Source organism: Domibacillus antri, from assembly GCF_001936625.1.
Taxonomy (GTDB): Bacteria; Bacillota; Bacilli; order Bacillales; family Domibacillaceae; genus Domibacillus; species Domibacillus antri.
The window spans coordinates 22,561-41,824 of record NZ_MSDU01000022.1; the positions used below are offsets into that span (position 1 = coordinate 22,561).

The window sequence follows — 19,264 nt, forward strand, 5'->3', positions numbered from 1 at the left end:
GTCAGAATAATTTGTTCTAATCATGATAGAACGCAAAGGGGAGTGGAGAAAAATGAACGAACAGTTTAACGCATTAGTGGTCGATAAAACGGAAAATGATTTCTCCGTTAAGGTCAAAGAAATGACGCTTGAAGAGCTGCCGCAGGGGGACGTGCTCATTAAAGTGTTGTATTCCGGTATTAACTATAAAGACGGATTGGCGAGCATCCCGGATGGAAAAATTGTCCGATCGTATCCTTTCATTCCGGGCATTGATTTAGCTGGTGTCGTTGTTTCCTCTGAAGATCCCCGCTTTAAGGAAGGGGATGAAGTCATTGCAACAAGCTATGAAATTGGTGTTTCTCATTTTGGGGGATACAGTGAGTATGCCAGAATCCCCGCAGACTGGATTGTTCCTTTACCAGCGGGCTTGACATTGAAAGAAGCGATGATTTACGGAACAGCAGGGTTTACCGCCGCTTTGTCTGTTCAGCGATTAGAGGAAAATGGATTGTCGCCGGATAAAGGAAAGGTGCTTGTAACAGGGGCGACTGGCGGCGTTGGAGGCATTGCCGTTTCGATGCTGGCAAAACGCGGCTACGACGTTGTGGCAAGTACGGGAAAAGAATCAGAGAAAGACTATTTGACGAAACTGGGCGCAGCAGAAATTGTATCCCGGGATGATGTGTATAACGGGAAGATTAAAGCGTTAGATAAAGAGATATGGGCCGGTGCAGTCGACCCGGTCGGCGGCGAAAGCCTTGCGTCTATTTTAAGTAAAATAAGCTATACGGGTTCCGTGGCGGTAAGCGGTTTAACAGGGGGAGGAAACGTCCCGACGACCGTCTTTCCGTTCATTCTCCGGGGTGTGAATTTACTCGGTATTGATTCCGTTTACTGCCCGATGGAGAAGAGAAAAGCTATTTGGAATCGTATGGCATCGGATTTAAAACCGGAAGATCTTTCAGCGTTTGTACAGCAGGAAGCCGCACTTGAAGAATTACCGGAAATTCTTCCGATGATTTTAAAAGGAAAAATGCGCGGAAGAGTCATTGTGCGTCTTTAACAAAACAAATTAATAAAAACATGTTTAAACACCGTTCGCTTGTTATGAACGGTGTTTATTTGTCTGTAAGTATTTGAAAAAAAAGGCGTATTGTGAACTCCTTATTTTACATTTAGAATTTTATTAAATTGACATCGATAATCATTATCAATTATGATGTTTCTGTAAAAAAGCAATGAATAAGAATACTGATTCAAAAATCATGATAGATCCGGCAGATAAGGAGAGAAACAACCATGTTGACATTTACGAAGAAAAAATTAGCAGCTGTTGCAGCGGCCGTTTTAATGATGGGGGGATGCAGCTCTAATCAAGCAGCCCCCGAGCCGGCAGCAGCGGATCAAGCACAGCAAACAATCAAAATCGGTTATCCGAATATTTTATCTATGGCACCCGCGATTATTGCAGAAAAGCAAAAACTGATGGAAGAGCAAGGGCTGCACGCGGAATTTTATCAATTTGCAAATGGACCGGATTTAAACAAAGCGTTGTCTTCCGGCAAGTTAGATGTCGCCTATACCGGCATACCCGTCGTCGTGAACTGGGCTTCAAGAGGCGCGGATATTTCCGTCATTGCCAAAGTAGGAGAGGGAGAATTTGGCCTTTTGACAAAAGGAGATGCTGAGATTACGGGGCCATTGGATTTAAAAGGAAAGAAGGTCGGTTTTTTAGGGAAAGGCACCGGATCGGATATTCTTGTCCGCGGATTTTGACTGCCGGAAGCACAGCTGGATGAATCATCTGTAAATTTACTGGAAATGAAAATGCCTATCATGGAGCAAGCGATTATGAATGGCGCGGTGGATGCTGCTTTTACAGGGGAACCGTTCATTACATATGCTGAATTACGCGGATTGAAGGTTGTTAAAAAGCTTCCCGATCCTGCCGTCGTTGTCGTTGCCCGGAATGACTTTGCAAAAGAACACGGAGAAGTAGTGGAGAAATTTATGAAGGGGCATCTCGCTTCCATTGATTATATTCATGAAAATCAAAAAGAATCGGCTGCTGCTTTAGCAAAGGCCTTTAAGGTGCCGGAAATCGAAGCAGCAGGAAAAACATGGACACCGGCAGAGGTGATGGAAAAAGCCTTAGCGAATCAGCAGTATGAAGCCGCCTTTTCCGATGAAGATTTTAACTTCTATCAACAACTTGCAGATGCCAATTATAAATTGAAATTGATTGATCAGCCTTTCGACGTCCAATCGGTTTTTGACTTAAATTGGATCAAATAGAGGCTGTGGAAAAGAAATGTATACAGACAGATAAGAAGTGGGATGTCAAACGTTTATCGAGGCATCCCCCTTCTTCTTTTAGTGGCCGGAATTTCGGGATATAGGCCGGATTTTTTGAATTTGGGCCGGAATCCCAAAGCTTGGGCCGGATTTTCCTTGAATCCGGCCTTTCTGCAATTAATTCGACCAAAATGGACCACAATCCGGCCTTCCTGAAAATAAATCGGCCGAAATAGATCAGAATTCGGCTGTTCACTGTCTGTCAGCAAAGGATGGAAGAGATCGTAGGAATAGTATTGGAAATTTGATTTATTCATGTTATCATCTTTTTAATGTTAACCTAATATTTATTTAGGTTAACAAAAAGAAAAGGAGTGAGGAACCATTGCTAAATTATGCTGAATTGGCGGAAAAAAATAAGCGGTATGTGTGGCATCCGTTTACGCAGATGAAAGAATACATAGAGGATGATCCTGTCATTATTGACAGCGGGGATGGACGGAAGCTTCGCGATGTCCGGGGCAATGAATACTGGGATGGGGTTTCATCCATCTGGCTGAATGTTCACGGTCATCGTGTGCCTGAACTCGATCAGGCAATACGGGATCAATTGGATAAAATCGCCCATTCGACATTACTTGGAATGGCGAATGTACCGGCCATCCTTCTGGCAGAAAAACTGATTCAATTAATGCCGCCGGGTTTGGCGAAAGTATTTTACTCGGATTCTGGTGCAACCTCCGTCGAGATTGCGATTAAAATGGCGTTTCAGTACTGGCAGCATAAAGGACAGCCTCAAAAACAGCGTTTTATTACGATGAAGGATGCCTATCATGGAGACACGATTGGCGCCGTTTCAGTTGGGGCCATTGATATTTACCGTCATACATATTCGAATTTGCTTTTCAGCCCGATCCATGTTCCTTATCCATATGTTTATCGTTCTCCGGTGGAAGGGGATGAACAGGAGCAGACAACCTTTTTCTTAGCTGAACTGGAAAAAACACTGCAGGCTCATCATCATGAAACAGCGGCATTAATTATCGAACCGATCGTTCAAGGAGCCAGCGGCATTATTGTCATGCCGGAAGGATATTTAAAAGGTGTCCGCGAGCTTTGTTCCAAATACAATGTATTAATGATCGCCGATGAAGTCGCAACAGGGTTTGGACGTACCGGCCGCTTATTTGCCTGCAATCATGAAAAGGTCACACCGGATATTTTGACGGCTGGGAAAGGTCTTACGGGCGGCTATCTTCCGGTTGCCATCACAGTGACGACAGACGACATTTATGAAGCGTTTCTCGGTGACTATGAAGAACAAAAGACCTTTTTCCACGGTCATAGCTACACAGGAAATCAGCTGGGGTGTGCTGTAGCAATTGCAAACTTAGATTTGATGGAAAAAAAGAATCTCGTTCACGATGTAGAACAAAAGTCCATCTATATGGCGAATCGATTGCAGAAATTCCGTCAGCTGTCTCATGTGGGGGATATCCGGCAGAAAGGGTTTATGATCGGACTTGAACTTGTCGTCGATCGTGACACAAAGGAAGCTTACGAATGGTCTGAGCGGATAGGGGTTCAGGTGTGCCGGCGCGCGAAGGATTTAGGGATGCTGATCCGCCCGCTTGGAAACGTAGTCGTGTTCATGCCGCCGCTTGCTTCCACAACGGAGGAACTGGAGTCTATGCTTGATATTTTGTATCAATCGATTCAGGAGGTTACTGAATCGTGACCTGGGATCAGGAGCTGCAGCATCTCAAAGAAAAGGGACTTTACCGGCAGCTGAACTCCGTGGAAATGATGGAAGATCAAGGATATGCGATGGTGAACGGACAAAAAATGCTGATGTTCTCATCCAATAATTATTTAGGGCTTGCCCGTGATAAACGATTAATCCAGGCTTCTATTGAGGCAGTACAGCGTCTTGGGGCAGGCTCAACCGGATCCAGATTAACGACCGGCAATTCTTTGCTCCACGAAGAACTGGAAAAAAAGCTGGCCAAATTTAAGCAAACGGAAGCCGCCGTTGTATTTAATACGGGGTATATGGCGAATATCGCCGCGTTGACAACGCTTGCCGGCAAGGATGATGTCATTTTATCGGATGAAATGAACCATGCCAGTATTATTGACGGCTGCCGCTTATCGCGTGCACAAACAACCATATATCGCCATGCTGATCTGCGTGACCTGGAATTGAAGCTGCAGCAAACAGCCCGATACCAAAAAAGGCTCATTGTCACGGATGGCGTGTTTTCCATGGACGGGGATATTGCGCCGCTCCCGGGGATTGTCGAACTGGCGGAACGGTATAATGCTGTTGTCATGGTCGATGACGCTCACGCAACTGGTGTACTGGGTAAAAACGGAAGGGGAACGGTAGAGCATTTCGGGCTGAAGGGCAGAGTCGAAATCCAGATGGGGACACTTTCCAAAGCTGTTGGAGCAGAAGGCGCATACATTGCGGGAAGCCGGTCATTAATTGATTATCTTGTCAATCAGGCAAGACCGTTTATTTTCTCGACTTCCTTGCCGCCCGGTGTCATGGCAAGTGCCCTTACCGCCATTGAGATTATTCCGGCAGAGCGCGAACGGAGATTTCGATTAAGTGGATTAAGCCAGCGTCTATACAAGGAGCTGACCTCTCTTGGATACACCGTCTGGGGTGGAGAAACACCGATTCTAGCCATTATTTGCGGAGAACCGAAAGAAGCGCTGATGCTGGCTGATGCTTTACGCGAAAATGGCATATTCGCTCCTGCCATTCGGCCGCCGACAGTGCCGGACAGGACTTCACGCATACGATTGACGGTTATGGCCACTCACCAGGACGATCAGATTCATCATGTCATTGATGTGTTTAAGAAAATGGCTCCGGCGCTAAAAAGGGGATGAAATAGAATGAAAGGTTTTTTTATTACGGGGACAGATACCGGCATCGGGAAGACCATTATCGCCGGAGGATTAGCCGGTGTTTTACGGGAAAAGGGCTATGATTGCGGCGTTTATAAACCGGTTCAAAGCGGGCACCTTGTCCATCATCCGGAAGGGGATGCAGCAAGACTTAAACGGCTTTCCGGTGTAGAGGACCCGGTGGAGCTTATTTGTCCATATGCCATCGAGGAACCACTGGCTCCGGTTTTGGCACTGAAAAGAGCCGGACAACGGGTGACACTGGAGGATCTTCAAAACGGATATGTGAGATTAAAAGAGAAGCATAAGTGCATGATTGTCGAAGGAGCCGGCGGTCTTGCCGTTCCTTACGTAGAGGATGGTCTGGTAGTGGATGCAGCTAAGATGTTTGAGCTTCCCATGATTATCGTGGCAAGGCCGAATCTCGGTACTGTCAATCATACGCTGTTGACGATTCACTATGCGATAAAGAGGGGGATACAGGTTGCGGGAGTGATTATATCCGGTTACCGGGAGGAAATGGCCGGGATATCTGAAAAAACCAATCCTGAATTAATTGAATCGTATAGCGGAATTCCGGTTTTGGGCGTCATCCCGTGGCTGGATGAGTCTGATTCACGGGAAAAAGTGTCAGCGGCCATCAGAAAGACGGTTCAATGGGATCAGCTTCGTATCACATGATGATGGAAAAGAGAAGGATGGTTAAACATGAAAATCAACGTTCATACAATCACCGAAGTATCATTATTAGCTGCGATGATTGCCATTATCGGTTCTTTTAAAATTCCGGCCGGATTTCCAGGCGCTGAGTTTCAGTTGTCTGCTCCTTTGGCGGTCGCAATCGCTGCTGTCTTTGGGTTTTGGCGGTATATAACGGCAGGGGTTATGGCAAGTCTTCTGTTAATGATTCTTGGGGTACATAACCTGTTTAATGTTGAAATATCCATGGTTTTTAGAATTGTGGCGGGCGGAATTGTTGCGCTGCTTGGCCCCTCGCTGCCGATTTTGATGCTGGCTGGTCCAATCGGTACCGCGGCCGCGAGATGGGTGTTGTCCATCACGCTCGGTGTCCCGTTCTGGCCGCTTGTTTTGCAAGCGCTGCCGGGTATGGTGTTTACCGCCATAACCGTTTATCCGCTGTATCGAATGCTCGTCCGAGTGAAAAAGGAACGGGGTGTTACGCTTGCGCGAAGAAATGTATAGTGTCCGCATGAGAGCAGCGGAAGGAGGGCCGCACGAGCAGGGGGGATTTCACATTTCCGGCGGCGAAACACTGGTCCCGAAGGCGTTGTTGGAAGAAACGGCCAGGACCCTCATTCAAAAAGCGTTGAAGCACAGCCGCGGCGACGCTGATTTTATTCAATTGACGATCGAAAAAGTAGCAGAAGAGGAGCTGCTGCGGCTGGCTCCCTTAGCGGTTTCCACAGTTGCGGTAAAAAGCGTGGAAGAAGGCCGTCTTCAGGCAGGTGAATATTTGCAGCGTTTCGGTGTGTCCGAAAAAGCGATTGCAATCGGAATGAACCTGCTGCAGAGCTCTTCCAATTTACGCGGAGCTGTCGTACTAAATGCCCGGAGCGGAGAGCGTCTTGACCACCGTGGAATGCGCGGCGTGAGGGCAACCCGGATGGGATGGAGCCGGGAAGGGTATGTCCGCTGGTCCGCCATGTATCCGGAACTCGCCTCCCCGCGTATAGCGGAAGCGCTCGTTCTGGCAACCAAGGTGGCGCATGCTCCTTTTCTTGTGGCTGAACTTTGCTGGTCGGACGATCCGGAATATGTGACCGGCTATGTGTCGAATCGTGAGAAAGGGTATGTCCGAATCACTCATTTAAAAGAAAAAGGCGATATGAACGGCGGCCGGATTTTTTTTGTTTCAGATGATAGCGAATTAGAATCCTTTATCGCTTATTTGGAACAAAAATCCGTTTTGTTATTATAAGGTGACGAGGGCGGGGAAATGGCCGATTCTGCGAAGAAAGGGGCAAAAGATCCTGGAGACAGTCTTTTTCGTTTCTATGGCCGGATTTGTTGCCGTTTGGGCCGAATTCCCATCAATTCGGCCTTTATGAGGCAAAATCCGGCTTTCCCATTGATAAATCGGCCTAAAGAGTTCAGAATCCGGCCTGAATTTAAAAAAACCGGCCCAAGATCAAAAAATCCAGCCGTCGAAATAAGAAATTCTGAGCCTTATCCTAGCGTTTTTCGCTGAAAATCAGCAATAGCATTATATTCTTCATCTAGTTTTCGGGAAATGCGCAAGTAGATCGGCACCAGTTCACGATAAATTGCAACGTTTTCTTGAATAGGTGTATGTTTGTGTGCCGCGCCGATCATTTCGGAAACAACGTTCAATGAATCAATTTCATTTAAGGCATACAAACCAAGGATCGCGGCGCCCAGGCACGAGCTTTCGATGCTTTTTGGCACCGCAACTTCCTGGTCAAAAATGTCGGCCATCATTTGCCGCCATAAGGCAGAGCGGGCAAATCCGCCGGTCGCCTGCACTTTTTTCGGGACACCGATTTGTTCTTTTAGTGCGAGCAATACGCTGTATAAATTAAACATAACACCTTCGAGCACAGCGCGGATCATGTGCTCTTTTTTATGATGCAGTGTTAATCCGAAAAAGGATCCGCGTGCATTCGGATTCCATAACGGGGCTCGTTCACCGGCTAAATAAGGATGAAACAATAGTCCGTCAGCGCCGGGTGATACGCGTTCGGCTATTCTCGTTAACACTTCGTACGGATCGATTCCCAGTCTTTTGGCTGTTTCTGCTTCCGCCGAAGCGATTACATCGCGGACCCAGCGGAAAGTCATGCCGCCGTTATTGACCGGCCCTCCGATAACCCAATGATTTTCAGTTAATGCATAGCAGAATGTCCGCCCTTTTGGATCGGTCACGGGTTTGTCAGTCACTGTTCGGATTGCGCCGCTTGTGCCGATGGTAACGGCCACAGCGCCCGGTTCAATCGCATTGACACCGAGATTGGAAAGCACGCCATCATTGGCGCCGATGACGAACGGAGTAGAAGCGAGAATACCAAGCCGGACAGCTGTATCCTGCGGCAGACCTTGAATAGAATGAGTGGTCGGCACGAGCGTCGATAAGTAATCCGGTGTAATGCCAGCCGCATTGAGCGCTTCCTTATCCCAGTCAAGCTCCTGTAAGTTAAGCAGCCCTGTCGCTGAAGCAATGGAATGGTCGATGATAAATTCATGAAATAACCGGTAAAAGATATATTCTTTTACGGAAATAAATTTCACTGTTTTAATAAAAACATCCGGCATTTCTTCCTTTATCCAGCGTATCTTGCATAATGGAGACATCGGATGAATAGGCGTGCCGGTACGTAAATAAATGTTATGTCCATTCCATTCGTTTTTTATTTTTTCTGCCCATAAAGTGCTCCGGTTGTCCGCCCATGTAATGCTGTTCGTGAGCGGTGTGCCGGATTCATCCACAGCAATAACACTGTGCATCGCCGAGCTGAAGGAGATGCAAAGCAAATTTTCCGGATTAATGTTCCGGACTGTTTCTTTAATGGTTTCAAGCACCGCCTCAAAAATTTCATTTGGATTTTGTTCCGCGGTGGATGGTGTCGGTGTGAGAAGCGGATATTCAATTGTATGGTGGGCGATGATCGCGCCTTCTCTTGTAAACAATACCGCTTTCGTACTCGTCGTCCCGAGATCGACGCCTAACATATAGGCTTTTTTTTTCATGCAATCTGCCCCCTTTGTATACTTACGTCTCCGTCCATTTTTTCCATCCTGAGTTGATAACTTGTGTTCCTTTTTCACTATTTTAACGAATAAGATCAAGATCTGCCTTTTTTAACGGCTTTTTTGGCAAAAGGTTGATTATTATCATTTTATATATTATTATCAAAAATGATAATAATAAACTGGAAAGGTGGTTCATTTGAAAAAAACAAAACTTATTTTACACCCGGTGCGAATGAAAATTATTCAGTCTCTTGCGAATGGACGTAAATTAACGGTGCAGCAGCTAGCAGAATGGATTAAAGATGTACCGCAGGCGACGTTGTATCGGCATATTAACACCCTTTTAGAAGCAAATTTGATTGAGGTTGTACAGGAAAATCAAATTCGGGGAACCGTGGAAAAAGTATTTGCCTTAAAAGAGCAGAGTATTCAATCGCAGGAAGAATTTTTGAATTTATCAAAAGAAGATCATGTGGAATTGTTTTTCACGTTTACCGCGCAGCTTATGGGGCTGTACGAACAGTACTTGAATAAAGGCGATGCTGATCTTGTGAAAGATGGTGCCGGCTACCGGATCGCCAATGTGCATGTGACAGATGAGGAATACTCAGAGCTTATTCGAGAGATCGGAAAGGTGATTCAAAAGGCAATGTTAAACGAGCCGTCACCTGAACGAAAGGTGAAAAATATCGCCACTATTGTCATACCAGAATAGGAGGGATTCACGATGATTGAAAAAGAAATCATGATTCAAGGCAATGACCCGATTTTCGGCACATTGACGTTTCCGGAAGAGGACGTCACGTATCCCGCTTTGCTTCTCTTGCCCGGTTCAGGTCCGGTTGACCGTGACGGAAATGACCGGAAAGGAAAGTATCAGACGAACTTGTATAAAGACCTTGCCCATTTCATGACCGGTTTAGGGTTTGCGGTATTGCGTTTTGATAAGCGGGGCACCGGAAAAAGAGGCGGAGACTGGATGGCGGCCGGGCTTTCGGATTTAACGTCAGACGCAAAAAGTGCGATGAAATTTTTACGTGCTCATCCGAATGTGGATCAAGAAAACGTTATTGTCTGCGGACACAGTGAAAGGACGATCATCGCGACGATTTTGGCGGAAACGATGAATCCGGCCGGCTGCATGCTTCTCTCCGGCGGTGTCGACAATTTAATGCAAGCCCTTCATCATCAGCGCCAGCTTGCGTATAAAGAACTATTTGAACTGCCCGGCTTCAAAGGATGGATCAACCGAACGTTAAAAGTCGATGTGAAAAATGAAAAGAAGACCGAAAAGTTGTTAGAAAAAATGAAGAAATCGGATGAGGACATCATTAAAATCCAGTTCTTTTTCAAACAGCCGGCGAAATGGTTTCGCGAGCACAGCGATTATGACACAAGAGCGGCATTAAAAAAGGTTACCTGCCTGGTGTTTGCACTTCACGGTGATAAAGATCCGTTAGTGGAAAGTCGTGTGCTGGAGGAACTGGATGAATTGGTGCAGGGGAAAAGTGAATACCACATTATTCATAACATGGAGCACGGGCTGCGCGTTCAGGATGAGGAAAGAAGCATGCTGAAGATGAAAAAAATCTTTAAAGAAGTGTTGAAGCGGCCGCTCCATGAAGAGGGTCTTGAGAAAATGGCCGGCTGGCTGAACAGCCATTTTAAAACAAAGGATGTTTCCGGCTCAAAATAAAAAAGTTGGAATAAGTGAATCCGGCTGTATATAATGACAAGTAGAATCCTATAAAAACATAATCGCTATTCTGGTGTCTTTTATAAGACTGAAAAGGGAACTTGGTGAAAAACCAAGACTGCCCCCGCAACTGTAAATGTGGACGAAATGACAAAACCACTGCATCGCACAGCCGCTCTTTAAGAGCCGCCATGATGCGGGAAGGGTCAAAGTAGGAAGAAGCATGAGTCAGGAGACCTGCCAGAATGTCCAGTTTCAAATCTCCGGGGAGAAGAGGTGTTGAAATGACATATAAGCCCTTTATTTTATTTGTCGTTGACATAAACTCTTCTTCTCCGGGAAGGGTTTTTTTGTGTTTCCAGAACAGGAGGGCGGGACGGTGAAGACGGATATATAGAAGCGATCCGATTTAGAAGAGCAATGGCAGGAGGGGATGAAAGACTGGAATGGGAACATGCCGGAGCGGAGGGCGGATGATGCGTGTGAAGAACTTTTTTGGAGGCATTTTATAGAACGAAAAGGAGACGCAAAGCCCGATGCTTATGCGCTGGAAATAATGAAAGAGATTGCTCCTTTTATTCATGAAAAAGACCATGTGCTTGAAATCGGTCCGGGTTCGGGAAATTATACGTTTTCTTTAGCGAAACAGGCTGAATCATTAACCGTTGTCGATAGTTCAGATGCAGTCTTGACGTTTCTGCAAACAGCGGCTGAAGACAAAAAGGTGAAAAACCTCCAGATGATTCATGGGAAATGGGAGGGATTTTCAAGTGAGAAGAGCTATGACGTTATTTTCGGAATGAATTGTTTTTATCGAATGTACGAAATCAAACAAGCGCTTCGGCTGATGAATCAACATGCAAAAAGGCGTGTTATTTTGGGGATGACGACAGGACCGATACAGCCGCATTATTTGTATCTTCATCAAAAATATCAGTACGAATTAAAACGGCCGCGCAGAGATTATATTCATTTGCTGAATCTATTATACGAGTTAGGTATTTATGCAGACTGCAGGATGATTCCTTTAAAGAAGACATATCGATTTGCTTCTTTTGAAGAACTGCTTGAGAAAAGCGCAAGTAAACTATTATCGCCGCATGTACTTCAGGAACATCTGAAGGAAAGTCTTGAGCCTTATGTTCATCTTGACGACGGATGCTACATATATGAACACGAGTTTCATGGCGTCATCATGACATGGACCCCAAATCAAATTGATTTATCGGATACCCGGATCAAGGTTCCTTGGAGAAAATGAAGCCCGCGGCAAGAACATCATTTGAAGAAAAAACGACTTGGTTGTAATGGTAAATCGGCGCAATCCCCCTATGTCAGGTAAATTGCGCCGACGGAACATCGCTATTCCGTATTAATCCTGAGAATACCCTTTTTTTGCGTGCGGAAGCTTCATCTTGAATTTCACTGCGCATGCCTGCAATGCTTTCTTCACGGCGGGCGTTTTTCGCTTTAATGGCTGCCCGTTCTTTTCCTTCAGCAAAAGCCATCGTTTCTTCTGCCGCTTCCATATTTCCAATCGTATTTTGCACCATATCCTGCAGTTTTTCCACATTATCTGACCGGTCATCCGGCTTTGGAGTCTTACGTGCCATCCTCATTCCTCCTTTGTTTTTATAATGACGTACAACGAATAACATCTCCACATCACATGAATTTATTCCATCTTTCCAATTATTGTGCAACATTTTTCCCTCATCCGTCCTCAGAATTCCATGAATTCATTTCCATAAGAAAAATCCCCCTATGAAAAAAACGCCCTATTGTATACTTGTAATACAAATTAAGAAGTGTGATTTTTATTTCGAAGAAAAAAGACAGCGTTTTTATTAAGTTGAGCAGCATCTCTTAAAAGAAGGTGTCATACATGGTAACAAATGAGATTGTCCAGCGTTTAAAACGAGTCATGGGAGCTGAAGAGTTGAAAGAAATTGAACCACATGTAAACGGGCTTGGCGCGATTCGGGTTCCGATGGCTGGAATCGTCAATTATCGGCAGGTGAGTGAAAAATTCGCGGACATCATCCGTGAAAATGGCGGAGAAATCCAGCTGGGAACGAAAGTGGAAAAGATCCATGAAGAGGCAGACGGAGTAATCATTGAAACAAGCCGGGGTACGTTAAAAGCGAGGATGGTGATTAACTGTGCGGGGCTTCATAGTGACCGCGTTGCGGCTGCGGCCGGTTATAAGACGGATATGAAAATCGTACCGTTCCGCGGCGAATATTTCAACCTGAAGCCTGAAAAGAGATACTTAGTTAAGCACTTAATCTATCCGGTGCCAAATCCAAAATTTCCGTTCCTTGGTGTTCATTTTACACGAATGATTGGCGGCGAAGTCGATGCGGGGCCGAATGCGGTATTAAGTTTCAAACGGGAAGGCTATAAAAAGACGGATTTTAATGCGAAGGATCTCGCAAAAGTACTCAGCTATGGCGGCTTCTGGAAACTGGCAAGCAAGTTCATGAGGGAAGGGCTTGATGAATATGTCCGCTCGTTCAGTAAAGCCCAGTTTACGAAAAGCCTTCAGGAATTAATTCCGGAAAATCAGGAAGATGACTTAATTCCAGCTCCAGCCGGCGTCCGCGCACAGGCGCTTCGTGATGATGGGAACATGGTGGATGACTTCCATATTATTATGGGCAAAAAAACAGTTCATGTGTGCAATGCACCATCCCCTGCTGCGACGGCTTCTATTGAAATCGGTAAAGAAGTCGTCAGCCGGATTCCGGATCAGGCGCATTTACTGACCGCTGTTTTAAATTAACTTGATTACTCAAAAGCCCCCGGTTAAAGGAGACGATTAAACGCTCTTTATCCGGGGGCTATCTGCTTTTGTAAGGAACAAAAGATTCCGGAAAATATAGAAAAAACAGGATAGATCAGGTAGTATAGATATAAAACATCATTTTTTGAAAGTTCGGTGCAGGCATGGATCTTTTGACCAAGGATTTACTTATCAATTTTTTATTTATTCTTCTTCCGTTATTCTTCGTGCAGATGTTATATCAGTTAAACTACGCATACCGCTTTAAAAAGGTAAAAGAGTGGATATTTTCGATATTTCCGATTGTATCGATTATGTTATGCATGCTGTTTCCTGTTTCAGTGAATGATCAATTCATATGGGATCTTCGCAGAATTCCATTTATTTTAGGCGCTTTATATGGCGGATATAAATTAGTCTTTTTTTTATTGGCGTTAATTATCGTGATTCGTTACCCTATGGGTGGAGACGGGTTTTATATATCCCTTTACACGCATATGATCCTGGCTGTTTTGATCGCTTTTTTGTCTTCACATTATTTAAAAATGACGTTAAAGACAAAATTACTGGTCAGTGTATCGCTCACCGTTTTTTCGATCATCATTTCCCTTATTTCTCTGAATATGTTTGGTTACCCAATAAATGAAGATTTTTGGATACCTTATACAGTGATTAATGTCATCAGTATATTGATTACGACGGCTCTCTTGGAAATTATCAGAAATAACATGGATGTGCTGCAAAAAATAATGAAGGCTGAAAAGTTAGAGATTGTCAGCCACCTTGCTGCCAGCATTTCTCACGAAGTGCGGAATCCTCTCACTGTCAGCAAAGGGTTTATCCAGCTTTCCTGCGATGAGAAGGTAGACCCCGCGGTCAGAAAAGGATATTTGAATACGGCCATACACGAACTGGATCGTGCGGCCGACATCATTAATGATTATTTAATGTTTGCCAAACCGGCCTTTGAAAAAGAAGAAAAGATAAGTATATATGAAGAGATTCAGCATGTTGTGAATGTTGTCATTCCGTTAGCGAAAATGAACGGCGTACAAGTACATTTATCGTTACCGAATGAAGAAAAAGGTTTTGCTTTAGGTGAACGAAAAAAATTGGAGCAGTCTTTCATTAACATATTGAAAAATGGAATTGAATCAATGCCGAATGGCGGTCATTTACATATTAGTCTTGGTTATCAGCATCACAGTATACATATTCATATTTGCGATGAAGGAAGCGGCATGACACAAGAGCAGCTGAACCGGCTGGGAGAGCCGTATTTCACAACCAAAAAGCAGGGAACAGGGCTGGGAATGATGGTTTCCTTTAGTATCATTCAGAGCATGAAGGGCGAAATCAATGTAACAAGCGAGGAAGGGAAAGGAACATGTTTTTATATTAAACTTCCATGCCAATAATCATTAAGAAAGCGCTGTCCAATCAGGGCGGTGGAAGGCCGGAATCACTGAACATCCGGCTATAGAAATGAGAAAGGGGATGGCTCAATGAACTTTTGAGACATCCCCTTTCGGTCATTAAGGATTTGTAGACCAGAGGCCGGCTGTTTTGATGAAAGTGCGGCTGTTTAATTTAAGCTGAGCTACAATGAATTCAGCGAGATCTTCCGGCTGCATTACTTTTTCAGGGTTGCCGTCCGTCAATTTATTTTCATAAGCTAAATCAGTCGCAACGGTGCTCGGTGTTAACGCGCTGACGCGGATGTTGTGCTTTCTCACTTCAAGTGCGAGTGATTCTGTCAGGCCAAGGACAGCGAATTTTGATGCGCTGTACGCGCTTGTAACAGGTGCTCCTTTTTGGCCGGCTGTGGATGAAATGTTAATAATATCCCCTGATTTTTGTTCAATTAAGCCCGGTAAAACGGCGCGGGTGACGTTATAAACGCCCATTAAATTAACGTCGATGATGTTTTTCCACTCGTCTGCATCAAGTTCAAGGAAACCGCCGAATTTAGCAATGCCGGCGTTGTTGATCAAAATATCAATGCTGCCCAATTCGCTTTTCAACATATCAACTGCCTTGTTTACTTCTTCACTATTTGAAACATCAGCTGCTGCGTAAGCAACTTTTACGTCTTTTAATTCTTCCGCAGCTTGTTTCAAATTTTCCTCGGAACGGGCAATCAACCCGACATTAACGCCTTCAGACGCAAGTGCACGTGCAACGGCGCGGCCAATTCCGCGGCTTGCTCCCGTAATAATCGCGTTTTTTCCTGCTAAAGATTGTGGCATATTTTCTCCTCCTCAAATTCAAATCTTTTACTAGCATACCACCAGTTGTATGTTCCCGCTATTCATTTGCTTGCAGACCACTAGATGATGTACCGGCTGAAGGATCAAACAATGAATTAGGGGAATGTTACATAAGTGTTGAATGGACGGCGGGATTCAAAGGAAATTCGGCCTAAGAAGAAAATATCAGGTCCAAAATCGGAAATTTCGGTCATTTAAGTAAGAAGGAGATGTCTCGGCTGTCAAAAACAGCGGAGTCTGTCCCGCAAGTATGGGGGAAGGCCGGATTCTGAGCCGTTTCGGCCGATTTAACGATATTACAGCCGGATTCTGCCTCATGAAGGCCGAATTTATGGGGATTCGGCCCAAATTACAAGGAAACCGGCCCAAAGTGAAAGAAATCCGGCTATAAAATGAAAAAGGGATGTCTCATTGAGCTTTTGAGACATCCACAGCTGATCTTAGTATGTTTTTATTCATGCATTTGGATATTGCTTGACGGCCTGTTCATACAAGCCTGTTTTCTTTAAATATCTTTCAGGTGCCAGGAATGTTACCGTCACAACGCCCGGATGGCGGCCGATTTCAATCGAGCCTGTAATGGTAGCCCGGTTCATAATTTCAGGAACGGAAACTTGGAAGAATCGGGCCGCACGTTCAAGTCCACTGTTTGTAGCATCGTTTAAAGTAGGACCCGTTCCGATAAAAGAAACAGGCAATGATGTTTCCGGCTCACGGACGCTCCATTTTTCCGCCAGCCGTTTCGCTGCGGCTTTTTCTTTTTCAGAAAGAGGGCGGGCGGTATACGGCAGGTCTTCCTCATTTGGCAAAAGGACAGGCCCTTTAAGTGTTACTCCTTTTAAAACGTGGACTTGAAGATGAACGATTCCGGCAACATCAGCTGTATGGCCGGCAATTTCACCATCGCCCTGCATCGCGTGCATATCCCCGAGATAAATACCCCCGCCTGGCACTTTTACCGGACAAATCAGAGTGGCTCCCGCGCGGACACGGCTGATGTCCATATGGCCATCCGTGCGATGTTCATGGAGTTCTTCCTGTGTCACTGCGTAATCATGAGGAGCGCCGACGAGAAATGAACCGAAGTCCCCTGCATTATGAGAGTCAGGTGTCGCTTTTGACGGTGTCGTGCCGAGCTGTCCTAAAAAAGGACGCATTCTGGAAATCACACCGACTAAGTCGTGCGGTGCAAAAGTGACAATCGGATTCTGAACCGAATTTTCGGGCGTATTCATGTATGATTTTCCATCTTTTGCGACGGTTTCCGCTTGTTCTTTTGGAAGCGTGATCCCAATCTGGTCTTCTTCGCTGAAGGCCATTGTGTAGCCATTTGTAAAAATAAAAGGCGCTACATCTTCACCGCAATTGGCACATCGAATCGCTTCGGGTCCAATTCCTTGAATGACGGTGTCTGGATACATCGTGCCACAGCCCGGACAGTGAACGGCGATAAAAGGATCACCGAGAAAACGGCCGTCTACCGGAAGATCGTTGCCGGAAGAAGTGGCAATGGAGGTGACCTGAATGGAATGAATGGTGACGGCAATTGCATCACCCGGTTCCGCTCCTTCCACATACACCGGTTTTGTTACTTCATGCCCGCCCCGAAGGCAAGGGGTAATCATGGGTCCCCAGCAGCCCGGCGCTGTATTGGCCAGAATATGCCCGCCATCTTTTACCGGTCCAAGCATGTCTTCTGCCGGATCTAAAATTCCATTTGTAAAGGTATTGACCATCACTGTCTGTTTTGCATCCAAAAAGATCATCCTCCTTTTTCTGAAAATTTATAATTATTATACCTTAAGAGTGCTCATTCTGACGAAATATAACGCTTATTGTTTGTGAATTTACAGGATATGGTGGGTTTCCTGATATACTGAATAAAAAAGGGGGCTCTTTTATGATTATGACGACAACTTCTACATTGCAAGGATATGAAATTGAACATTATCTGGACGTGATCAGCGCAGAAGCGATCATATTGTTCGGAATGTATTTGCCAATGTCCGAGACGTGGTAGGCGGCCGGAGTCAGGCGTATGAAGAGAAGCTGACTGAAGCGCGTGAAATCGCGGTAAAAGAGCTGAAGGAGAAGGCGGAGTCGCTCGGTGCGGATGCCATCATCGGGGTTGCGTTCGATTTTGAAACGCTTGGCACAGGAATGTTAATGTGTGTGGCGACCGGTACAGCGGTTCGCGCAGTTCGAAAATAATTGTTCATTCATGTAGAAAGATCATGTTCTATTTTCGGAGGTGCGGGTTGGCCATCTGGTTGATACCTAACGGCCATTATAATGTCGACAAGCAGTTTGCGTTTCGGCGTAACGGTGATTTTTATGAGGTGGAGCCGTATGCGCTCATCTGGCAAAATGATTTTTACTATTTGATCGGTCGGTTTGTTCCCGAAAATACGATTCGTCATTATCGAATTGACCGCATGCGCAGCATTGAAGTGACAGAAAACAAATTCCGCCGGGCATCGATTGATTTAAAAGCGTATGTCGACAAGACATTCAATATGTTTTCCGGGGAAGATATGCTGGTGAAAATTGAATTTGACATCGGGCTTTTGAATGCTGTATACGATCGTTTTGGGATGGAAGCGGATATCCGTCATGCGGAAGAGGACCGGATTTTGCTGACGACGAAAGCAAAAGTAAGTGCCGGACTGATCGGCTGGATTTTAACATGGGGATCGAAAGCGAAAATCGTCGCACCGAGAGAATTGGTAGATATGGTGCGGGATGAAGCGCGGAGATTGGCCGATTTATATACACAATAGTACGGGGCTGTCTCAAAAGGTCATGGAGACAGCCTCTTCTTCGTTTCTATGGCCGAATTTCTTGCTCTTTGGGCCGGTATTTCTGATTTTGAGCCGGTTTCCTTATCATTTAGGCCGAATTCCCATTAATTCGGCCTAAACGAGACAAAATCCGGCTTTTCTATCCATAAATCAGCCTAAATGGCTCAGAATCCGGCCTTCCCCTTTACTGATGGGACAGCCTCTTTGCATACTGACTAAACAGACCGGATTCGCCGGCACAAAGCGTTCTTTTCAGCCAAATGCTCATGGTTGCGCTGACTGTCTCGGTGCTTTAAAGTAAAAGTAGTACATATTGGAGGAAATTTGATGCAGTTAATGGAGTATGCGCTTGTATTTATTGCGGCGGCGATTCCGTGGATGGAGATTGCGCTCGTCATTCCTGTTGGTATTGTGCGCGGTCTGTCGCCATTTTGGGTGATGTTTCTTGGCTTTACAGGCAATATGCTGACGGTGCTTATGCTTATTGTCGGCTATCAAAAGGTGGAAGAATGGGTAAAGAAGCAGCTTGATAAAACGGGGAAAACGCAGCTGAAGCAGACAGAACGGGCAAGAACCATTATGAATAAATACGGGTTGCCCGGGCTGGCTTTGCTTGGACCGGTTTTTATCGGTACGCATATCGCCGCTTTTATCGGCTTGTCGTTCGGTGCGAGTAAACAATGGACGACGATCTGGCTCGCCATCAGCATCGGGCTTTGGACGCTCATTTTCGGCATCGGGACTATGCTGGGATTTGATTTTTTCTTACAAAAAACGGAAGGATGAT

At 45.3% G+C, this 19,264-nt stretch carries 16 protein-coding genes, 3 pseudogenes and 1 riboswitch; of the genes and pseudogenes, 15 read left to right on the plus strand and 4 right to left on the minus strand.

Going from position 1 to position 19,264, the window contains the following annotated elements; genetic code table 11:
• The first annotated feature begins 52 nt into the window (after window positions 1-52).
• The 7 genes and pseudogenes from BTO30_RS10520 to bioW all read left to right on the plus strand — a co-directional run bounded on the left by BTO30_RS10520 (window position 53) and on the right by bioW (window position 7,135).
• Window positions 53-1,045, plus strand: a complete 993-nt coding sequence (locus tag BTO30_RS10520) for an NADPH:quinone oxidoreductase family protein (protein ID WP_075398685.1) — start codon at window positions 53-55, stop codon at window positions 1,043-1,045.
• A 290-nt stretch (window positions 1,046-1,335) separates the two neighbouring features.
• Window positions 1,336-2,277, plus strand: a pseudogene (locus BTO30_RS17655) (ABC transporter substrate-binding protein).
• A gap of 385 nt (window positions 2,278-2,662) precedes the next feature.
• Window positions 2,663-4,015 (plus strand): adenosylmethionine--8-amino-7-oxononanoate transaminase, encoded by a 1,353-nt coding sequence (bioA, locus tag BTO30_RS10540; RefSeq protein WP_075398689.1) that lies wholly within the window; start codon window positions 2,663-2,665, stop codon window positions 4,013-4,015.
• Entirely contained in the window at window positions 4,012-5,178 is a 1,167-nt protein-coding gene (gene bioF / locus BTO30_RS10545) for an 8-amino-7-oxononanoate synthase (protein WP_245796425.1), read from the plus strand. Before bioA ends, bioF begins: the two co-directional genes overlap by 4 nt.
• Window positions 5,179-5,184: 6 nt before the next feature.
• The gene (bioD, locus tag BTO30_RS10550; protein ID WP_075398691.1) at window positions 5,185-5,877 is read left to right on the plus strand and encodes a dethiobiotin synthase; all 693 of its coding nucleotides are present in this window, start codon (window positions 5,185-5,187) and stop codon (window positions 5,875-5,877) included.
• Window positions 5,878-5,904: 27 nt separating this feature from the next.
• Window positions 5,905-6,399: a hypothetical protein gene (locus tag BTO30_RS10555; RefSeq protein ID WP_075398692.1), complete on the plus strand. Its 495-nt coding sequence runs from the start codon at window positions 5,905-5,907 to the stop codon at window positions 6,397-6,399.
• Window positions 6,380-7,135, plus strand: coding sequence for a 6-carboxyhexanoate--CoA ligase (gene bioW, locus BTO30_RS10560; RefSeq protein WP_083632374.1), 756 nt, complete (start codon window positions 6,380-6,382; stop codon window positions 7,133-7,135). The genes BTO30_RS10555 and bioW overlap by 20 nt, the downstream gene beginning before the upstream one ends.
• Window positions 7,136-7,383: 248 nt before the next feature.
• Here the strand turns inward: bioW and gntK are convergent, their stop codons facing one another.
• On the minus strand, window positions 7,384-8,922 hold the full coding sequence (gene gntK, locus BTO30_RS10565; RefSeq protein WP_075398693.1) for a gluconokinase: 1,539 nt from the start codon (window positions 8,920-8,922) through the stop codon (window positions 7,384-7,386).
• A 199-nt stretch (window positions 8,923-9,121) separates the two neighbouring features.
• Here gntK and BTO30_RS10570 point away from each other — a divergent pair, with 199 nt between their 5' ends.
• The 3 genes from BTO30_RS10570 (at window position 9,122) to BTO30_RS10580 (ending at window position 11,882) form a co-directional block, all read left to right on the plus strand.
• On the plus strand, window positions 9,122-9,640 hold the full coding sequence (locus BTO30_RS10570) for a helix-turn-helix domain-containing protein (RefSeq protein WP_075398694.1): 519 nt from the start codon (window positions 9,122-9,124) through the stop codon (window positions 9,638-9,640).
• A gap of 12 nt (window positions 9,641-9,652) precedes the next feature.
• Window positions 9,653-10,621 (plus strand): alpha/beta hydrolase family protein, encoded by a 969-nt coding sequence (locus BTO30_RS10575; protein WP_075398695.1) that lies wholly within the window; start codon window positions 9,653-9,655, stop codon window positions 10,619-10,621.
• A 54-nt stretch (window positions 10,622-10,675) separates the two neighbouring features.
• Window positions 10,676-10,880: riboswitch (cobalamin riboswitch) on the plus strand.
• Window positions 10,881-11,054: 174 nt separating this feature from the next.
• Window positions 11,055-11,882, plus strand: coding sequence for a methyltransferase domain-containing protein (locus BTO30_RS10580; RefSeq protein ID WP_075398696.1), 828 nt, complete (start codon window positions 11,055-11,057; stop codon window positions 11,880-11,882).
• Window positions 11,883-11,955: 73 nt separating this feature from the next.
• On the opposite strand, the gene tlp is transcribed toward BTO30_RS10580, so the two are convergent.
• On the minus strand, window positions 11,956-12,234 hold the full coding sequence (tlp, locus tag BTO30_RS10585) for a small acid-soluble spore protein Tlp (protein WP_075398697.1): 279 nt from the start codon (window positions 12,232-12,234) through the stop codon (window positions 11,956-11,958).
• A 311-nt stretch (window positions 12,235-12,545) separates the two neighbouring features.
• On the opposite strand from tlp, the pseudogene lhgO reads away from it, so the two are divergent.
• Window positions 12,546-13,406 (plus strand): annotated as a pseudogene (gene lhgO, locus BTO30_RS10590) (L-2-hydroxyglutarate oxidase); the annotation flags it as partial.
• A gap of 164 nt (window positions 13,407-13,570) precedes the next feature.
• Window positions 13,571-14,824, plus strand: coding sequence for an ATP-binding protein (locus BTO30_RS10595; protein ID WP_075398698.1), 1,254 nt, complete (start codon window positions 13,571-13,573; stop codon window positions 14,822-14,824).
• 117 nt (window positions 14,825-14,941) lie between these two features.
• Here BTO30_RS10595 and BTO30_RS10600 read toward each other — a convergent pair whose 3' ends face one another.
• Together BTO30_RS10600 and BTO30_RS10605 are read right to left on the minus strand one after the other, a co-directional pair.
• Window positions 14,942-15,655: a 3-ketoacyl-ACP reductase gene (locus BTO30_RS10600; RefSeq protein WP_075398699.1), complete on the minus strand. Its 714-nt coding sequence runs from the start codon at window positions 15,653-15,655 to the stop codon at window positions 14,942-14,944.
• Between the two features lie 476 nt (window positions 15,656-16,131).
• Entirely contained in the window at window positions 16,132-17,433 is a 1,302-nt protein-coding gene (locus BTO30_RS10605) for an acetamidase/formamidase family protein (protein WP_075398700.1), read from the minus strand.
• 143 nt (window positions 17,434-17,576) lie between these two features.
• Here BTO30_RS10605 and BTO30_RS10610 point away from each other — a divergent pair.
• From BTO30_RS10610 to BTO30_RS10620, 3 genes and pseudogenes are all read left to right on the plus strand, one after another.
• A pseudogene (locus tag BTO30_RS10610) lies at window positions 17,577-17,887 on the plus strand (YbjQ family protein).
• Window positions 17,888-17,934: 47 nt separating this feature from the next.
• On the plus strand, window positions 17,935-18,456 hold the full coding sequence (locus BTO30_RS10615) for a WYL domain-containing protein (RefSeq protein ID WP_075398701.1): 522 nt from the start codon (window positions 17,935-17,937) through the stop codon (window positions 18,454-18,456).
• A gap of 348 nt (window positions 18,457-18,804) precedes the next feature.
• Window positions 18,805-19,263: a small multi-drug export protein gene (locus tag BTO30_RS10620; protein WP_075398702.1), complete on the plus strand. Its 459-nt coding sequence runs from the start codon at window positions 18,805-18,807 to the stop codon at window positions 19,261-19,263.
• Window position 19,264: the final 1 nt, after the last annotated feature.